Genomic DNA, 15,941 nt, shown 5'->3' on the forward strand with positions numbered 1-15,941 from the left:
GCAGTTGTCTATTCGCTTCAACCGACGGGACTCTCAATGCTCTCCAGCTACCGCCAACATGTTGCCGAGCGCGCCGCGCTGGGCATTCCGCCGCTGCCGCTGACCGCGCACCAGACCGCTGACGTCATCGAGCTGTTGAAGAACCCGCCGGCGGGCGAGGGAGCGTTCCTTCTCGACCTGATCACCAACCGCGTTCCGGCCGGCGTCGACGATGCCGCCAAGGTCAAGGCGTCGTACCTGGCCGCAATCGCGTTCGGCACCGAGGTCAATTCGCTGATCAGCCGCGAGCGCGCGACCGAACTGCTCGGCACCATGCTCGGCGGCTACAACATCCATCCGCTGGTTGATCTTCTTGACGATGCGCAGGTCGGCGGCATCGCTGCCGAGGCGCTCAAGAAGACGCTGCTGATGTTCGACGCCTTCCATGACGTGCAGGAAAAGGCGGAGAGCGGCAATGCAAACGCCAAGGCCGTGCTGCAGAGCTGGGCCGACGCCGAATGGTTCACCAGCCGTCCGGAAGTTCCGGCCAGCCTGACCATCACCGTCTTCAAGGTCACCGGCGAAACCAACACCGACGACCTGTCGCCGGCGCCCGACGCCACCACCCGCCCGGACATCCCGCTGCACGCGCTGGCGATGCTGAAGAACAAGCGCGACGGCATCGAGCCGGAAGAAGACGGCAAGCGCGGCCCGGTCAACTTCATCGAGTCGCTGAAGGACAAGGGCCACCTGGTCGCCTATGTCGGCGACGTCGTCGGCACCGGCTCTTCGCGCAAGTCCGCCACCAACTCGGTGCTGTGGTTCACCGGCGAGGACATCCCCTTCATCCCGAACAAGCGCTTCGGCGGTGTCTGCCTGGGCAGCAAGATCGCCCCGATCTTCTACAACACCATGGAAGACGCCGGCGCGCTGCCGATCGAACTCGACGTGTCGCAGATGAACATGGGCGACGTGGTCGAGCTGCGTCCGTACGAAGGCAAGGCGCTCAAGGACGGGCAGGTCATCGCCGAGTTCGCGGTCAAGTCCGACGTGCTGTTCGACGAAGTCCGCGCCGGCGGCCGCATTCCGCTGATCGTCGGTCGCGGCCTCACCGCCAAGGCGCGCGACGCGCTCGGTCTGGCGCCGTCGAGCCTGTTCCGCCTGCCGTCCAACCCGGTCGACAGCGGCAAGGGCTACTCGCTGGCGCAGAAGATGGTCGGCCGCGCCTGCGGCCTGGCCGAAGTCGATGGCGTGCAGCCGGGCATCCGCCCGGGCACCTACTGCGAGCCGAAGATGACCTCGGTGGGTTCGCAGGACACCACCGGCCCGATGACGCGCGACGAGCTCAAGGACCTGGCCTGCCTGGGCTTCTCGGCCGACCTGGTGATGCAGTCGTTCTGCCACACCGCCGCTTACCCGAAGCCGGTCGACGTCAAGACCCACCACGACCTGCCGGCCTTCATCAGCAACCGCGGCGGCATCGCCCTGCGCCCGGGCGACGGCGTGATCCACTCCTGGCTCAACCGCATGCTGCTGCCCGACACGGTTGGCACCGGCGGCGACAGCCACACCCGTTTCCCGGTCGGCATCTCGTTCCCGGCCGGTTCCGGCCTGGTCGCCTTTGCCGCGGCCACCGGCGTGATGCCGCTGGACATGCCCGAGTCGGTGCTGGTGCGCTTCAAGGGCACCATGCAGCCGGGCGTGACCCTGCGTGACCTGGTCAACGCGATTCCGCTGGCCGCGATCAGGCAGGGCACGCTGACCGTCGCCAAGCAGGGCAAGAAGAACATCTTCTCCGGCCGCATCCTCGAGATCGAAGGCCTGCCGCAGCTCAAGGTCGAGCAGGCGTTCGAACTGTCCGACGCCTCGGCCGAGCGTTCGGCGGCCGGCTGCACGGTCAAGCTCGACAAGGAACCGATCATCGAATACCTCACCAGCAACATCACGCTGCTGAAGTGGATGATCGCCGAGGGCTATGCCGACCCGCGTTCGCTGGCGCGCCGCATCAAGGCGATGGAAGCCTGGCTGGCCAACCCGCAGCTGCTGGAAGGCGATGCCGACGCCGAATATGCCGCCGTCATCGAGATCGACCTCGACCAGATCGTCGAGCCGATCGTGGCCTGCCCGAACGACCCGGACGACGTGAAGACGCTGTCCGACGTCGCCGGTGCGGTCATCGACGAAGTCTTCATCGGTTCGTGCATGACCAACATCGGCCACTTCCGCGCCGCCGCCAAGCTGCTGGAAGGCAAGCGCGACATCCCGACCCGCCTGTGGGTCGCGCCGCCGACCAAGATGGACGCTTCGGAGCTGACCAAGGAAGGCCACTACGGCACCTTCGGCACCGCCGGTGCGCGCATGGAAATGCCGGGCTGCTCGCTGTGCATGGGCAACCAGGCGCAGGCGCGCGAGGGCGCGACGGTGTTCTCCACCAGCACCCGCAACTTCCCCAACCGCCTGGGCCGCAACACCAACGTGTACCTGGGTTCGGCGGAACTGGCGGCGATCTGCTCGCGCCTGGGCCGCATCCCGACCCGCGAGGAGTACATGGCGGACATCGGCGTGATCAACGCCAACGGCGCCGAGATCTACCGCTACATGAACTTCGACCAGATCGAGGACTACCGCCAGGTGGCCGAGACGGTCGCGGCCTGACCGGCCTGCCATGCGCTGAACGAAAACCCCGGCAAACGCCGGGGTTTTTGTTTTGGCGCGGGAATGACGGAACACGGGTGGAGGGGTGACAAAGACTGTGCCGTCCATCGCTATCTGCGAACCTGGCCGACGCCATGCGTCCAGTGCGTGACAACAGTCAAGGACTTGCGTTGCACGCTGTCGTTTCATCGCGCGCAGTCAGGGGGACAACATGAAGACGCACAAGGGGACGGACCGCGTCGAACAGACGCTTCGCTGGATGCTTGCGCTGGCGTTGATCGCGGCGGTTTGCTGGGCCTGGGGGCAGAGCGGCGGGGCGCTGTTGCCGCTGGCCTGATCCGGGCACGCCTGGTGAGGCACGCCTGATCAGGGCATGCCTGACCGGAGCACGCCAGGCAGGAGCCGCTTGCAGCGACGAGCGTTCGCGCCCGCCGCCGGCGTGCCTACGCGCTCAACCCAGATGGTCCTTGACCGCGGTCAGGAGCTCGCGCCTGCGCAGCAGGAAGTCCCACAGGCTGCCACCGCACTGCCGCCACAGCACCGCCGAGCGCACGGCTGCGAGCAGGATCGCGCGCACTTCGGCCACGACCGTGGCCTGCCCGAGGTAGTGCGGATTGCCCTGCACCAGCACGCGCGGGCGCAGGTGGCTCAGGGTCTCGGCATAGAGGCCGCCCAGCGCGTTGAGCACGTCCGGGTTGCTGCTTCCCAGGCGCTCGGCGTTGCCGGCCTGGGCGCGGATGCCGGCCTGCACGCGCTCGGCCATGTCGTGGTCGCGGACGAAACGCCGCTCCAGTTGCAGCACCGCCAGCACCAGCCGCGGCAATTGTTCATCGCGCTGCTGGTTGCTGAAATAGTCGCGCAGCAGCGTCAGGCCCGGGCGCAGGGCCTCGATGTCGCCATAGATCGCGGCAGGCGAGGGCGCATCGATCCGGAACACCGAATCCATCGCCGTGCCGAGGATGGCGGCGTTGGCCTGCCCGGTGTCGGCGACGCGACGGACCTGGGCCAGCGCCTGCACCAGGCCGGCCAGCGCCAGGACACGGGTGGACATGGATTTGCTTTGATTCATGCAGCTTGGGCCTTCAATCGTTGTTCCAGCGGCGCGTCGGTGGCGGAGATGACAGCGCCGCCGAGGCAGACCTCGCTGTCGTAGAGCACCAGCGACTGCCCCGGGGTTACCGCACGTTGGGGGCGGGCAAAGCGGACTTCCAGGGTGCCGTCGTCGCGCACCGCCACCTCGCAGGCCTCGTCGGCCTGGCGGTAGCGGGTCTGCGCGGTGCAGGCGAAGCGTGCCGAAGGTGGCGCGCCGGCGATCCAGTGCGCGGCTTCGGACCACAGGGTGTGCGACTGCAGCCAGGGGCTGTCGGCGCCCTGGTCGACATAGAGGACGTTGCCGGCGACATCCTTGCCGACCACGTACCAGGGCGCCGCCTCGAAACCGCGGACGCCACCGATGTTGAGCCCTTCGCGCTGGCCAAGGGTGAAATAGAACACGCCCGGATGACGGCCGATGACCTGGCCGTCGGGCGTTCGCATCTCGCCTTCCCGCGCCGGCAGGTAGCGGCCGAGGAACTGGCGGAAATCGCGTTCGCCGATGAAACAGATGCCGGTGGAATCCTTCTTCGCCGCGGTCGGCAGGCCGGCGTCGAGGGCCATCTGCCGCACGTCGCGCTTGAGCAGGTCGCCCAGCGGGAACCGCGTCGCCGCCAGTTGGGCCTGGCCTAGCTGGTGCAGGAAGTAACTCTGGTCCTTGCTGCGGTCGACCGCACGCAACAGCCGATGACTGCCACCGGACGCCTCGACGCGAGCGTAGTGGCCGGTGGCGATGAACTCCGCCCCCAGCTCGCGGGCGGCGTCGAGGAAGTGCTTGAACTTGATCTCGCGGTTGCACAGCACGTCCGGGTTGGGCGTGCGCCCGGCCGCGTATTCGGCCAGGAAGTGCTCGAACACGCCGTCCCAGTATTCGCCGGAGAAATCGCGGAAATGGATCTGGATGCCGAGCCGGCCGCTGACTGCCACCGCGTCGCGGCGGTCGTCCTCGGCGCGGCAGTCGCCGCTGCCGTCATCGGCCCAGTTCTGCATGAACAAACCGGCGATCGGTTCGCCGCCATCACGCAGGCGCAGCGCCGCCACCGACGAGTCCACGCCACCGGACATGCCGACGATGGTTCGCGCCTTCGCGGCGCTCATGACGGCGTGCTCACGACAGCGTGCTCATGACAGCGTGCTCATGACAGCGTGCTCATGACAGCGTGTCGCTCATGCCAGGTGCTGGACCAGTTCCAGCGGGTGGCGGTGGCCGGCCAGGAAATCGGCCGCGGCACGCCATACCAGCGGGCTGCGATGGCGGTCCCGGGCGGCGTGCAATTGGCTGGGCGTCATCCAGACCGCGCGCAAGATGCCGTCATCCAGCGGCCGGGCCGGATCGTGCCTGACCGGTTCGGCGGCGAAGGCGAAGCGCAGGTAATGGCGACCGCCACTGCCGTCGCCGTTGTCCGGGGCCTTCCACTGGTAAGCCCCGACGAAGGCGGTGAGCCGCACGTGCCAGCCGGTCTCTTCCAGCGTTTCCCGCAGCGCCGCCTCCAGCAGGCTCTCGTCGGGCTCCAGGTGGCCTGCGGGCTGGTTCAGCACCAGGCGCCCGCCAACCGATTCCTCGACCACCAGCAGGCGGCCGCCATCGACCACGATCGTGGCCACGGTCACGTCAGGCTGCCAGAACCGGCCTTCGCGGTAACTCATCTCAGAATTCGTCCTTGCCCTGGGTCAGCATGGCTTCCATTGCACGTAGACCAGCTGGCCGCGCTTGTCGTCCATGTCGAAGGTCATCTTGTAGTCGCCGTCCTCGTCCACTTCGTAACGGTACTTCAGGCTGTCCAGGTGCCGGGCCACGAGCGGGTCGGCAACAGGATGCTGCGTTTCAGCGGTGGCCACAGTCGTGTCGCCGGCAATAGCCGGCATCGATGACAACGCAAACAGCATCACGGCAAGCACACGCATCAAGTATCGCTCCTCGAAGGGTTGGGAAGCGGGGGATGGACGGCATTGTGCCGGCGCCCGGGCATGGGCGTCCACGACCGGCAACGGCCCGGGCCCTATAATTCAGCCATGGCCAAACAGACCGAACACGAACAACACCACGGTGTGCTGGTGGAAACCGGCAAGCCGGAGGTCGCCCGCCCGCCCCTGTATTCCGTCCTGCTGCTGAACGATGACTACACTCCGATGGATTTCGTGGTCGAGGTGCTCATGCGGTTTTTCGCCATGAACGCCGAAAAAGCCACCCAGATCATGCTGCACGTGCATACCCGCGGCCGCGGCGTGTGCGGGGTTTTCACCCGCGAGGTAGCAGAATCCAAGGTGGCGCAGGTGAACGAATTTTCAAGGCTCAACCAACACCCCTTGCTGTGCACGATGGAAAAGGCCTAAAAGTTCTGCTTAGCACGTCCTGACCAGTAAGAGGTGGTGCCGGCCGCGCCTGCGGCCGGTCCGGAACTCGCAGCGGAGGTCAAGCCTGGGAAGGATAGGGACTTGCGGCAGGCAATGCGGTCATGGAAAACAGGCGGCATGGAATTCGCCAGTCCCACCCCCATCTAGGACGGCAGTAGTTTCCGGAGGCTCTCGCCCCATGTTCAGCAAGGATCTCGAATACAGCATCGGCCAGTGCTACAAGCGCGCCCGCGAGGCGCGCCACGAGTACATGACGGTCGAACACCTGTTGCTGGCGCTGCTCGACAACCCCTCCGCCGAGGCCGTACTGAAGGCCTGCGGTGTCGACTTCCCGCGCCTTCGCAACGACCTGGAACAGGCCATCGCCACCTCGGTGTCGGTGCTGCCCGAGGACGTCGACCGTGACACCCAGCCGACGCTGGGGTTCCAGCGCGTGCTGCAGCGCGCGGTCTACCACGTCCAGTCCTCCGGCAAGAAGGAGGTCACCGGCGCCAACGTCCTGGTGGCCATCTTCGGCGAGAAGGATTCGCACGCGGTCTATTTCCTCAACCAGCAGGACGTCGCCCGCCTGGACGTCGTCAACTACATTTCCCACGGCATCGCCAAGCAGGGTGGCGAGGAGTCCTCGCGCTCGCAGGATGAGGGCGAATCGCCGTCGGGCGAAGGCGAGGGCGAGAGCAAGGGCGACGCGCTGGCCGAATTCGCGGTCAACCTCAACCAGCTCGCCCGCGACGGCAAGATCGACCCCCTGGTCGGCCGCGCCGACGAGGTCGAGCGCACCATCCAGGTGCTGTGCCGCCGCCGCAAGAACAACCCGCTGTACGTGGGCGAGGCCGGCGTTGGCAAGACCGCCATTGCCGAAGGCCTGGCCAAGCGCATCGTCGACGGCGACGTCCCGGACGTGCTGGCCGACGCCACCATCTACGCGCTCGACCTGGGCGCGCTGGTGGCCGGCACCAAGTACCGCGGCGACTTCGAGAAGCGCCTCAAGGCCGTGCTGACGCAGCTCAAGAAGCTGCCCGAAGCGGTGCTCTTCATCGATGAGATCCACACCATCATCGGCGCCGGCAGTGCCAGCGGCGGGACCATGGATGCCAGCAACCTGATCAAGCCGGCGCTGGCGTCGGGCGACCTGCGCTGCATCGGTTCGACCACGTTCCAGGAGTACCGCGGCATCTTCGAGAAGGACCGTGCGCTGGCGCGGCGCTTCCAGAAAATCGACATCGTCGAGCCGACCGTTGGCGAGGCCTACGAGATCCTGCAGGGCCTCAAGCCCAAGTACGAGGCGCACCACGGCGTGACCTACGCCGACGATGCGCTGCAGGCGGCGGTGGACCTGTCGGTCAAGCACATCGGCGACCGCCTGCTGCCGGACAAGGCCATCGATGTGATCGACGAAGCCGGTGCGCGCCAGCGGCTGCTGGCGATCGACATCCGCAAGAGCCTGATCGATGTCGAGGAAATCGAGACCATCGTCGCCAAGATGGCGCGGATCCCCACCAAGCAGGTAAGCGCTTCCGACAAGGACGTGCTGCGCAACCTCGAGCGCAACCTGAAGATGGTGATCTTCGGCCAGGATCCGGCGATCGATACGCTGACCTCCGCGATCAAGCTGGCACGCTCGGGCCTGGCCAATCCGGACAAGCCGATCGGCAACTTCCTGTTCGCCGGTCCCACCGGTGTCGGCAAGACCGAGGTGACCAAGCAGCTCGCGCTGCAGCTGGGCATCGAGCTGGTCCGTTTCGACATGTCCGAGTACATGGAGCCGCATTCGGTGAGCCGCCTGATTGGCGCGCCTCCGGGTTATGTCGGTTTCGACCAGGGCGGTCTTTTGACCGAGAAGATTGTCAAGACGCCACACTGCGTGCTGTTGCTGGACGAGGTCGAGAAGGCGCATCCGGACATCTTCAACATCCTGTTGCAGGTGATGGACCGCGGCGTGTTGACCGACACCAACGGTCGCGAGGCAAACTTCAAGAACGTGATCCTGGTGATGACCACCAATGCCGGTGCGGCGCAGGCGTCGCGGCGGACCATTGGTTTCACCCAGCAGGATCATTCGACCGATGCGATGGAGGTGATCCGCCGCAGCTTCACGCCGGAATTCCGCAATCGTCTCGACGCGGTCGTGCAGTTCCAGGCGCTGGGCTTCGAGCACATCCTGCGGGTGGTCGACAAGTTCCTGATCGAGCTGGAAGCTCAGTTGCACGACAAGGAGGTGACGCTGTCGGCGACGCCGACCGCGCGCGACTGGCTGGCCCAGCATGGCTTCGATCCGCTGATGGGTGCGCGTCCGATGGCGCGTGTGATCCAGGACAAGATCAAGCGCCCGCTCGCCGACGAACTGCTGTTCGGCAAGCTGGTCAATGGCGGTCGCGTCATGATCGACGTCAAGGACGACGAGCTGGTGGTCGAGGCGCAGGCGGAGCCGGAGAAGCTGTTGCCGGCTACGGTGTAGGCGGTCTGGATATCGTTGAGGCGCCTGTCTTCGCATGGGCGCCGTCCGCCGGGCCCCGGATTGATCCGCCCCTTAATGGCGTTGCGTTGGCACAACAAAAAAGGCGGCCAACGGCCGCCTTTTTTAATTCAATGGCTTACCGCTGTTACTTCATGCGGTAAGTGATACGGCCCTTGGTCAGGTCGTACGGGGTCATTTCGACCTTCACCTTGTCGCCGGTCAGGATGCGGATGTAGTTCTTGCGCATGCGGCCGGAGATGTGGGCAATGATCTCGTGCCCGTTTTCGAGGCGCACCCGGAACATGGTGTTCGGAAGGGTTTCCGCCACCGTGCCCTCGAATTCGATCACGTCGTCTTTTGCCATGTGGTTCCTGAAATGCGTGGAGCGCCCGTGCCTCAGGATGAGGGACGGAACGAAGCCCCGTATTTTGCCATGCGCACGCCGCCGTTGCAAAAAAACGGTTAATCGGGCAGCGGACCGGCCAGCAGGCGCGCCGGCCAGGCGCCGACGCGGGCGCTCCAGGGGCCGGGGAGGCCTTCCAGTGCCGCCATCTCGGCGACTCGCGCGACGAAGGCGGGCCGCGGCCACGAGGTTGCGCCAAGGCTGAGCAGGTGCGGGTTCTCGACCTGGGCGTCGATCAATGGCCAGCCCCACCCGTGCAGGTGGTGGGCGAGGGCGGCCAGGGCCACCTTGGAGCCGCCGGACTCGCCACTGAACATGCTCTCGCCATAGAACATCCGGCCCACTGCCACGCCGTAGATGCCGCCGACCAGGCGGTCGCCGGCGAAGACCTCGAACGAGTGGGCATGGCCGAGGGCGTGCAGGCGGCGATAGGCGACCTGCATGTCGCGGGTGATCCAGGTGCCGCGCTGACCGGGACGGCGGATGCGGGCGCAGACCTCGACCACTTCGTCAAAGGCGGTGTCGGCACGCACCGTCCAGTCGCACTGGCGCAGGCTGCGGCGGAACTTCGAGGGCAGTCGCACGCCGTCGGTGGCGAACACGGTGCGTGGATCCGGGCTCCACCACAGGATCGGCTGGCCCTGCGAATACCAGGGAAAGATGCCGTGCCGGTAGGCGTTGAAAAGGCGTGCCGGCGACAGGTCGCCGCCGACGGCGAGCAGGCCATCGGGTTGCCGCAATGCCTGTTCGACGGGCGGGAACGGCGCCTCGGGGTCGTCGGGCAGCAAGGCGGGCAGGGCGGTCATGCAGTGATGATGGCACGACGCCACGCGGCGCCCAGAGCGGACGGCTTCGGCCGCTTATGCGTCCTTGAACGGCGTGTGCGCGGTCAGCGTGGCCGCGTAGCGGCGAACCGCGCTCGACTCCTGCGCGCACCAGTCGCGCAAGGCGGAACGGAATTGTTCGTCGGCGATCCAGTGGCGGCTGCGGACGATCGTGGGCAGGAAGCCGCGCGCGAGTTTGTGCTCGCCCTGCGCGCCAGGTTCGAACCGGGTCAGGTCGTTGCGCAGGCAGTAGTCGATGCCCTGGTAGTAGCAGGTTTCGAAGTGCAGGCCCGGCGCCATTTCGCTGGCGCCCCAATAGCGTCCATACAGCGTGTCGCCTCCGCGCAGGCAGAGCGCGCCGGCGATCGGGTGGCCATCTCGGCAGGCCAGGAAGATCACCAGCGAGGAGGGCATCGTGTCGGCCAGATGACGCAGGAAGGCGAGCGTCAGCGCGGGCCGGTTGCCGTAGTCGGCGAAGGTCTGCAGGTAGAAGCCATGCATCGCCGCGAGGTCATCGTCGCTGGCGTCGCGGCCTTCGATGGTGCGCAACGTCACGCCGGCACGGGCGACCTTGCCGCGTTCCTGGCGGATGTTCTTGCGGTGCTTGTGATCGAACGCGGCCAGGTAGTCGTCGAACGTCTGCCAGGCGCGGTCGTTGCGCCAGTGGTACTGCACGTCTACCCGCGACAGCCAGTCGCGGTCGAACACGGCATCCTCATCGTCGCGATGGAAGTTGACGTGCACCGACGACAGCCCGTTGCCCGCGCACAGTGCCGCCAACGTCGCGGTCAGTGCGGACTGGCGGTCTGCATCGCGGGCGAGAAGTCGCGGGCCGGTTACCGGCGAGTACGGGACCGCGCACAGCCACTTCGGGAAGTAGTCGAGTCCGTGCTGCGCATATGCATGCGCCCATGCATGGTCGAAGACGAACTCGCCGTGCGAATTGTCCTTCAGGTAGGCAGGTGCGGCCGCGACGAGGTCATCGCCGTCCCACAGCGTCAGGTGCTGCGGCGTCCAGCCCCATTGCGCGCGCAGGCAGCCGTGCTGTTCCAGGCCGCTGAGGAAGGCGTGCGCGACGAACGGATTGCGGCCATCGTGCAACGCATCCCACTGCGCGGCGGGGACGTCCGACAGAGAGGCGATGATGCGCGGGGCAGCCATTTCAGCTGCCGGCCGCGCGTTTGCCGGAAAGGACGAGGTCGGTGTCCATTGCAGTTGCAACCACGACCTCCCCCACCGGTATCAGCCTTCCTTGTCCAGGAACTTCTCCGCGTCCAGCGCGGCCATGCAGCCGAAACCTGCGGAGGTGATCGCCTGGCGATAGACCTGGTCGGCGACGTCGCCGGCAGCGAACACGCCGGGCACCGAGGTCTGCGTGGCATTGCCGTCCAGGCCGGTGCGGATGGTGATGTAGCCGTTCTTCATTTCCAGCTGGCCTTCGAACAGCGACGTGTTCGGGGTGTGGCCGATGGCAACGAACAGGCCGTGGATCAGCACTTCGCGGGTCGAGCCGTCCTGCACCGACTTCACGCGCAGGCCAGTCACCCCTGCATCGTTGCCGAGCACTTCATCGACCTCGTGGTGCCAGATCGGTTCGATCTTGCCGGACTGGATCTTGGCGAACAGCTTGTCCTGCATGATCTTCTCTGCGCGCAGCGTGTCGCGGCGATGCACCAGGTAGACCTTGCGGGCGATGTTGGACAGGTACAGCGCTTCCTCGACCGCGGTGTTGCCGCCGCCGATCACCGCCACGTCCTGCTCCTTGTAGAAGAAACCGTCGCAGGTGGCACAGGCCGACACGCCACGGCCCTTGAACAGTTCTTCCGACGGCAGGCCCAGGTACTTGGCGGTCGCGCCGGTGGCGATGATCAGTGCGTCGCAGGTGTACTCGCCGCTGTCGCCGACGAGCCTGAACGGGCGCGAGGAGAGGTCGGCGGTATGGACGTGGTCGAACACCACTTCGGTATCGAAACGCTCGGCATGCGCCTGCATGCGCGCCATCAGGTCCGGACCCATCAGGCCGTGGGCGTCGCCCGGCCAGTTGTCGACTTCGGTCGTCGTCATCAGCTGGCCGCCCATCTGCAGGCCGGTGATCACCAGCGGCTTGAGGTTGGCGCGCGCAGCGTAGACAGCCGCGGTCCAGCCGGCCGGGCCGGAGCCGAGAATGATGACGTGGGAGTGCTTCGATGGGGTCATTGGTATAATCGCGGGCTGTATGGATAGAAGGCGTCTGGCGCGGTTAAGGCCATACGCAGGCGTGTGTCGGGTCGTCGAAGCCATAGCTTGGAGGCGGCATCCCGGCAAAACAAGGCGAGCTGCATGGACGCAATGTTGCACTGCGCCGTGAGCCCTGTCTGGCTTGTGAAGGACAATAGCGGTATGCGCCGCGGATGCGGCGCTTTTTTGCGTCATTCCCCTCGCAATCGCCCGCGCATGTCCGCGCGGGCATTCAACAATTCGAAGAAGGTAGAGACATGCGGATCGGCGTTCCCAAGGAAACCAAGACCCTCGAAGGGCGCGTAGCGCTCGTTCCGGCTGCTGCCGGCGACCTGGTCAAGCGCGGTCATGAGGTCTGGCTGGAAAAGGATGCCGGCATCAAGTCGGGCTTCAAGGACGAGCAGTACACCCAGCTGGGCGTGAAGATCGCCGCCGATGCCGCGCAGCTCTACGAAAAGGGCCAGCTCATCGTCAAGGTGAAGGAGCCGATCGCCGGCGACCTCAAGCTGCTGCGCAAGGATCACCTGCTGTTCTGCTACCTGCACCTGGCCGCAGAACCGGAGCTGACCAAGCAACTGCTCGACATCGGCCTGACCGGCATCGCCTTCGAGACCGTCGAGCTGCCCAACGGCGACCTGCCGCTGCTGGCGCCGATGTCGGTCATCGCCGGCAAGATCGCCGTGCAGGTCGGTACCCATCTGCTGCACCAGCCCGAAGGTGGCAAGGGCAAGCTCCTGGGCGGCCTGCCGTCGACCGAGCGTGGCAAGGTCGTGGTGTTCGGCGCAGGCCAGGCCGGCAGTGCCTCGGCGGCGCTGGCTGCGGCCGGTGGCTCCAATGTGGTCGTGTTCGAAATGCGCCAGGACCGCATGGAGCAGATGATGCGCCTGGGCAACAACGTCACCACGCTGTATCCGTACGCCGACGTGGTCGCGCGCGAAGTGGCCTCGGCCGACCTGGTCGTCGGCGCGGTGCTGGTCACCGGTGCCCGCGCCCCGCACGTGCTGACCCGCGAGATGCTCAAGGGCATGCAGGATGGCAGCGTCGTGGTCGACATCTCGATCGACCAGGGCGGCTGTTTCGAGACCTCGCGTCCGACCACCTGGAAGGAGCCGACCTACGTCGAAGAGGGCGTGACCCACTTCTGCGTGACCAACATGCCTGGCGCCGTGCCGCAGACCAGCTCGCAGGCGATCTGCGCGGCGATCCTGCCGTGGGTCAACAAGCTGGCCTCGGGTGACGCCTGGCGCCAGAACCAGGCGCTGGTGCGTGGCATCAACGTAGAGGGTGGCAAGCTGGTGCACCCGGCGCTGCAGGGCATGAAGCTCTAAAGCGTCTGCAGATGGAGTCCAGGACGGGGAGGGTCGGGAAGCCGGCGCTCCCCGTTCCTGTTTTGGCGGCCTGGTCGTGGCGGTACAGGCCCGGTGCCCCGGCCGGTTCCCGGTCCGACCGTACCCGGGCGACCGGTTTGCGCGCCAGGTCTCCCCGTTTTTGCCGCTTCTGGCGTATATTCAACGACTAACAGTAGCTAGCTAAGGCAGAACATCACGGTGGCGCAAGCGTCAACAGCCAGCCGCAAGAAAGTCACGGCCGAAAAGCTGCCGCCTTCGCCGCGGCGGCAACGTCTCATGCGCGATATCGCGCTGATCATGATCGCGCCACTGCTGCTGTACCTGCTCGCCAGCCTGGTGACGTTCTCGCCGCAGGATCCGGGCTGGTCGCATTCGGGCAGCATCACCGCGCCGCTGCACAACGTGGGCGGCCGCGTCGGCGCCTGGACCGCGGATGTGCTGCTCTACCTGTGTGGCTATGTGGCCTTCCTGCTGCCGCTGATGCTCGGGGCGGTCGCCTGGATCGCATTGTTCGGAATGGACGCCGACGGTGACGGCGACGCCGACCTCGGGCCGGCGTTGCGCCTGGTCGGCATCGTCGGATTCCTGGTTGCGGCGACGGGCCTGTTGCATCTGCGCGTTGCTCCCGCCGAGGCGTTCTCCGCAGGCAGCGGCGGCATCCTGGGCCGCCTGGTCGGCAAGTCGCTCTACAACGGTTTCGGCCCGGTGGGCGGCAACCTGTTCCTGCTGGCGCTGTTGCTGGTGTCGGTGACGCTGGCGACCGGTTTGTCGTGGTTCGCGGTGATGGACCGCATCGGCCAGGGCGTGCTCGCGCTGGGCCCGACATTGAGCAAACTGTTCCGCCAGGGCAGCCAGCAGGCGACCGAATGGCAGCAGACGCGCGCCTTCCGCGAGGAGCGCGAGGAAGCGCGCAAGGTCGATACCGAGCTGCGCGCCAAACGCGCTCCGGTGAAGATCGAACCGCCGGCGGCGCCGGTGGTGGAAAAGAGCGAACGCGCCAAGCGCGAGCAGCAGATTCCGCTGTTCCACGTCGGCGACGGCACCGGCATCCCGCCGCTGGCGCTGCTCGATGATCCCAAGCCGCAGCCCAAGGGCTACAGCGAGGAGACGCTGGAAACGCTGTCGCGCCAGATCGAATTCAAGCTCAAGGACTTCCGCATCGATGCGCAGGTGGTCGGCGCCTATCCGGGCCCGGTGATCACCCGCTTCGAGCTGGAGCCTGCGCCGGGCGTGAAGGTCAGCCAGATCAGTTCGCTCGACAAGGACATCGCCCGCGGCCTGTCGGTGAAGTCCGTGCGCGTGGTCGACGTGATCCCGGGCAAGTCGGTGGTCGGCCTGGAAACGCCGAACACCTCGCGCGAGATGATCTTCCTGTCCGAGCTGCTGCGCTCGAAGGAGTACGACAAGTCGACCAGCCCGCTGACGCTGGCGCTGGGCAAGGACATCGCCGGCCGCCCGACCGTGGCCGACCTGGCGCGCATGCCGCACCTTCTGGTCGCAGGCACCACCGGTTCGGGCAAGTCGGTCGCGGTCAACGCGATGGTGCTGTCGCTGCTGTACAAGGCGTCCGAGAAAGACCTGCGGATGCTGATGATCGACCCGAAGATGCTCGAGCTGTCGGTCTACCAGGGCATCCCGCACCTGCTGGCGCCTGTCGTCACCGACATGAAGGAGGCCGCCAACGGCCTGCGCTGGTGCGTGGCGGAGATGGAGCGCCGCTACAAGCTGATGTCGGCAGTGGGCGTGCGCAACCTGGCCGGCTTCAACAAGAAGGTCAAGGACGCCATCGAAGCCGGACAGCCGATGATGGATCCGCTGTTCAAGCCCAACGCGGAACTGGGCGAAGCGCCGCAGCCGCTGGACACCTTGCCCTTCATCGTCATCTTCATCGACGAATTCGCCGACATGATGATGATCGTCGGCAAGAAGGTCGAGGAGCTCATCGCCCGCCTCGCGCAGAAGGCGCGCGCCGCCGGCATCCATCTGATCCTGGCCACGCAGCGTCCGTCGGTCGACGTGATCACCGGCCTGATCAAGGCCAACATCCCGACCCGCATCGCCTTCCAGGTGTCGAGCAAGATCGACTCGCGCACCATCCTCGACCAGTCCGGCGCGGAAACGCTGCTCGGCCACGGCGACATGCTGTACCTGCCGCCGGGCACGGCGATGCCCGAGCGCGTGCACGGTGCTTTCGTCTCCGACGAGGAAGTGCATCGGGTGGTCGAGCATCTCAAGCAGGTCGGCGGCGGCCCCGCCTACATCCCGGGCGTGCTCGACGAAGTGCAGACCATGGGCGACGGCATCGTGGTCGGCGCGACCGGCCTGCCGGAAAGCGGCGGCGGTGGCGGCGACGAATCCGATCCGCTCTACGACGAGGCCGTGCGCATCGTCACCGAGACCCGCCGCGCCTCGATCTCCGGCGTGCAACGGCGCCTGAAGATCGGCTACAACCGCGCCGCGCGCCTGATCGAGGCCATGGAAATGGCCGGTGTGGTCACGCCGCCCGAGCACAACGGCGATCGAAGCGTGCTGGCCCCGCCACCGCCCAAATAGCCAGGGCGGGGCGGACCGATGCGTTCATGCCTCCATTCATCTTTTCGGCGGCACAC

General features: G+C 66.5%; 14 protein-coding genes. 6 read left to right on the forward strand and 8 right to left on the reverse strand.

Annotated features, from left to right (window positions below; genetic code table 11):
• Positions 1-36: 36 nt before the first annotated feature.
• Positions 37-2,634, forward strand: coding sequence for a bifunctional aconitate hydratase 2/2-methylisocitrate dehydratase (acnB, locus tag AC1DER_RS00765; RefSeq protein WP_441814538.1), 2,598 nt, complete (start codon positions 37-39; stop codon positions 2,632-2,634).
• Between the two features lie 211 nt (positions 2,635-2,845).
• Entirely contained in the window at positions 2,846-2,971 is a 126-nt protein-coding gene (locus tag AC1DER_RS00770; protein ID WP_477244336.1) for a hypothetical protein, read from the forward strand.
• Between the two features lie 114 nt (positions 2,972-3,085).
• Here the strand turns inward: AC1DER_RS00770 and AC1DER_RS00775 are convergent, their stop codons facing one another.
• From AC1DER_RS00775 to AC1DER_RS00790, 4 genes are all read right to left on the reverse strand, one after another.
• Entirely contained in the window at positions 3,086-3,685 is a 600-nt protein-coding gene (locus AC1DER_RS00775; RefSeq protein ID WP_441814536.1) for a lysogenization protein HflD, read from the reverse strand.
• 14 nt (positions 3,686-3,699) lie between these two features.
• Complete coding sequence (gene mnmA, locus AC1DER_RS00780; RefSeq protein WP_477244338.1) at positions 3,700-4,824, reverse strand: tRNA 2-thiouridine(34) synthase MnmA; 1,125 nt, start codon at positions 4,822-4,824, stop codon at positions 3,700-3,702.
• 69 nt (positions 4,825-4,893) lie between these two features.
• Positions 4,894-5,373, reverse strand: coding sequence for an NUDIX hydrolase (locus AC1DER_RS00785; RefSeq protein ID WP_477244340.1), 480 nt, complete (start codon positions 5,371-5,373; stop codon positions 4,894-4,896).
• A 24-nt stretch (positions 5,374-5,397) separates the two neighbouring features.
• Complete coding sequence (locus AC1DER_RS00790; RefSeq protein ID WP_477244342.1) at positions 5,398-5,631, reverse strand: hypothetical protein; 234 nt, start codon at positions 5,629-5,631, stop codon at positions 5,398-5,400.
• Between the two features lie 108 nt (positions 5,632-5,739).
• Between AC1DER_RS00790 and clpS the strand changes: the two genes are divergently transcribed.
• Together clpS and clpA are read left to right on the forward strand one after the other, a co-directional pair.
• The gene (clpS, locus tag AC1DER_RS00795; protein WP_200605146.1) at positions 5,740-6,060 is read left to right on the forward strand and encodes an ATP-dependent Clp protease adapter ClpS; all 321 of its coding nucleotides are present in this window, start codon (positions 5,740-5,742) and stop codon (positions 6,058-6,060) included.
• A gap of 199 nt (positions 6,061-6,259) precedes the next feature.
• The gene (gene clpA, locus AC1DER_RS00800; protein WP_441814532.1) at positions 6,260-8,539 is read left to right on the forward strand and encodes an ATP-dependent Clp protease ATP-binding subunit ClpA; all 2,280 of its coding nucleotides are present in this window, start codon (positions 6,260-6,262) and stop codon (positions 8,537-8,539) included.
• 145 nt (positions 8,540-8,684) lie between these two features.
• Here the strand turns inward: clpA and infA are convergent, their stop codons facing one another.
• The 4 genes from infA to trxB form a co-directional block, all read right to left on the reverse strand.
• Entirely contained in the window at positions 8,685-8,903 is a 219-nt protein-coding gene (infA, locus tag AC1DER_RS00805) for a translation initiation factor IF-1 (RefSeq protein ID WP_031372296.1), read from the reverse strand.
• Between the two features lie 98 nt (positions 8,904-9,001).
• Complete coding sequence (gene aat, locus AC1DER_RS00810; RefSeq protein WP_477244346.1) at positions 9,002-9,748, reverse strand: leucyl/phenylalanyl-tRNA--protein transferase; 747 nt, start codon at positions 9,746-9,748, stop codon at positions 9,002-9,004.
• 54 nt (positions 9,749-9,802) lie between these two features.
• On the reverse strand, positions 9,803-10,927 hold the full coding sequence (locus AC1DER_RS00815; protein ID WP_477244348.1) for a GNAT family N-acetyltransferase: 1,125 nt from the start codon (positions 10,925-10,927) through the stop codon (positions 9,803-9,805).
• 81 nt (positions 10,928-11,008) lie between these two features.
• Entirely contained in the window at positions 11,009-11,962 is a 954-nt protein-coding gene (gene trxB / locus AC1DER_RS00820; RefSeq protein ID WP_441814529.1) for a thioredoxin-disulfide reductase, read from the reverse strand.
• Between the two features lie 278 nt (positions 11,963-12,240).
• Here trxB and ald point away from each other — a divergent pair, with 278 nt between their 5' ends.
• Both ald and AC1DER_RS00830 read left to right on the forward strand, forming a co-directional pair.
• On the forward strand, positions 12,241-13,311 hold the full coding sequence (ald, locus tag AC1DER_RS00825; RefSeq protein WP_441814528.1) for an alanine dehydrogenase: 1,071 nt from the start codon (positions 12,241-12,243) through the stop codon (positions 13,309-13,311).
• Between the two features lie 219 nt (positions 13,312-13,530).
• Positions 13,531-15,885: a DNA translocase FtsK gene (locus AC1DER_RS00830; protein ID WP_441814527.1), complete on the forward strand. Its 2,355-nt coding sequence runs from the start codon at positions 13,531-13,533 to the stop codon at positions 15,883-15,885.
• Positions 15,886-15,941: the final 56 nt, after the last annotated feature.

This window comes from Lysobacter sp. 05T417 (genome assembly GCF_056396405.1).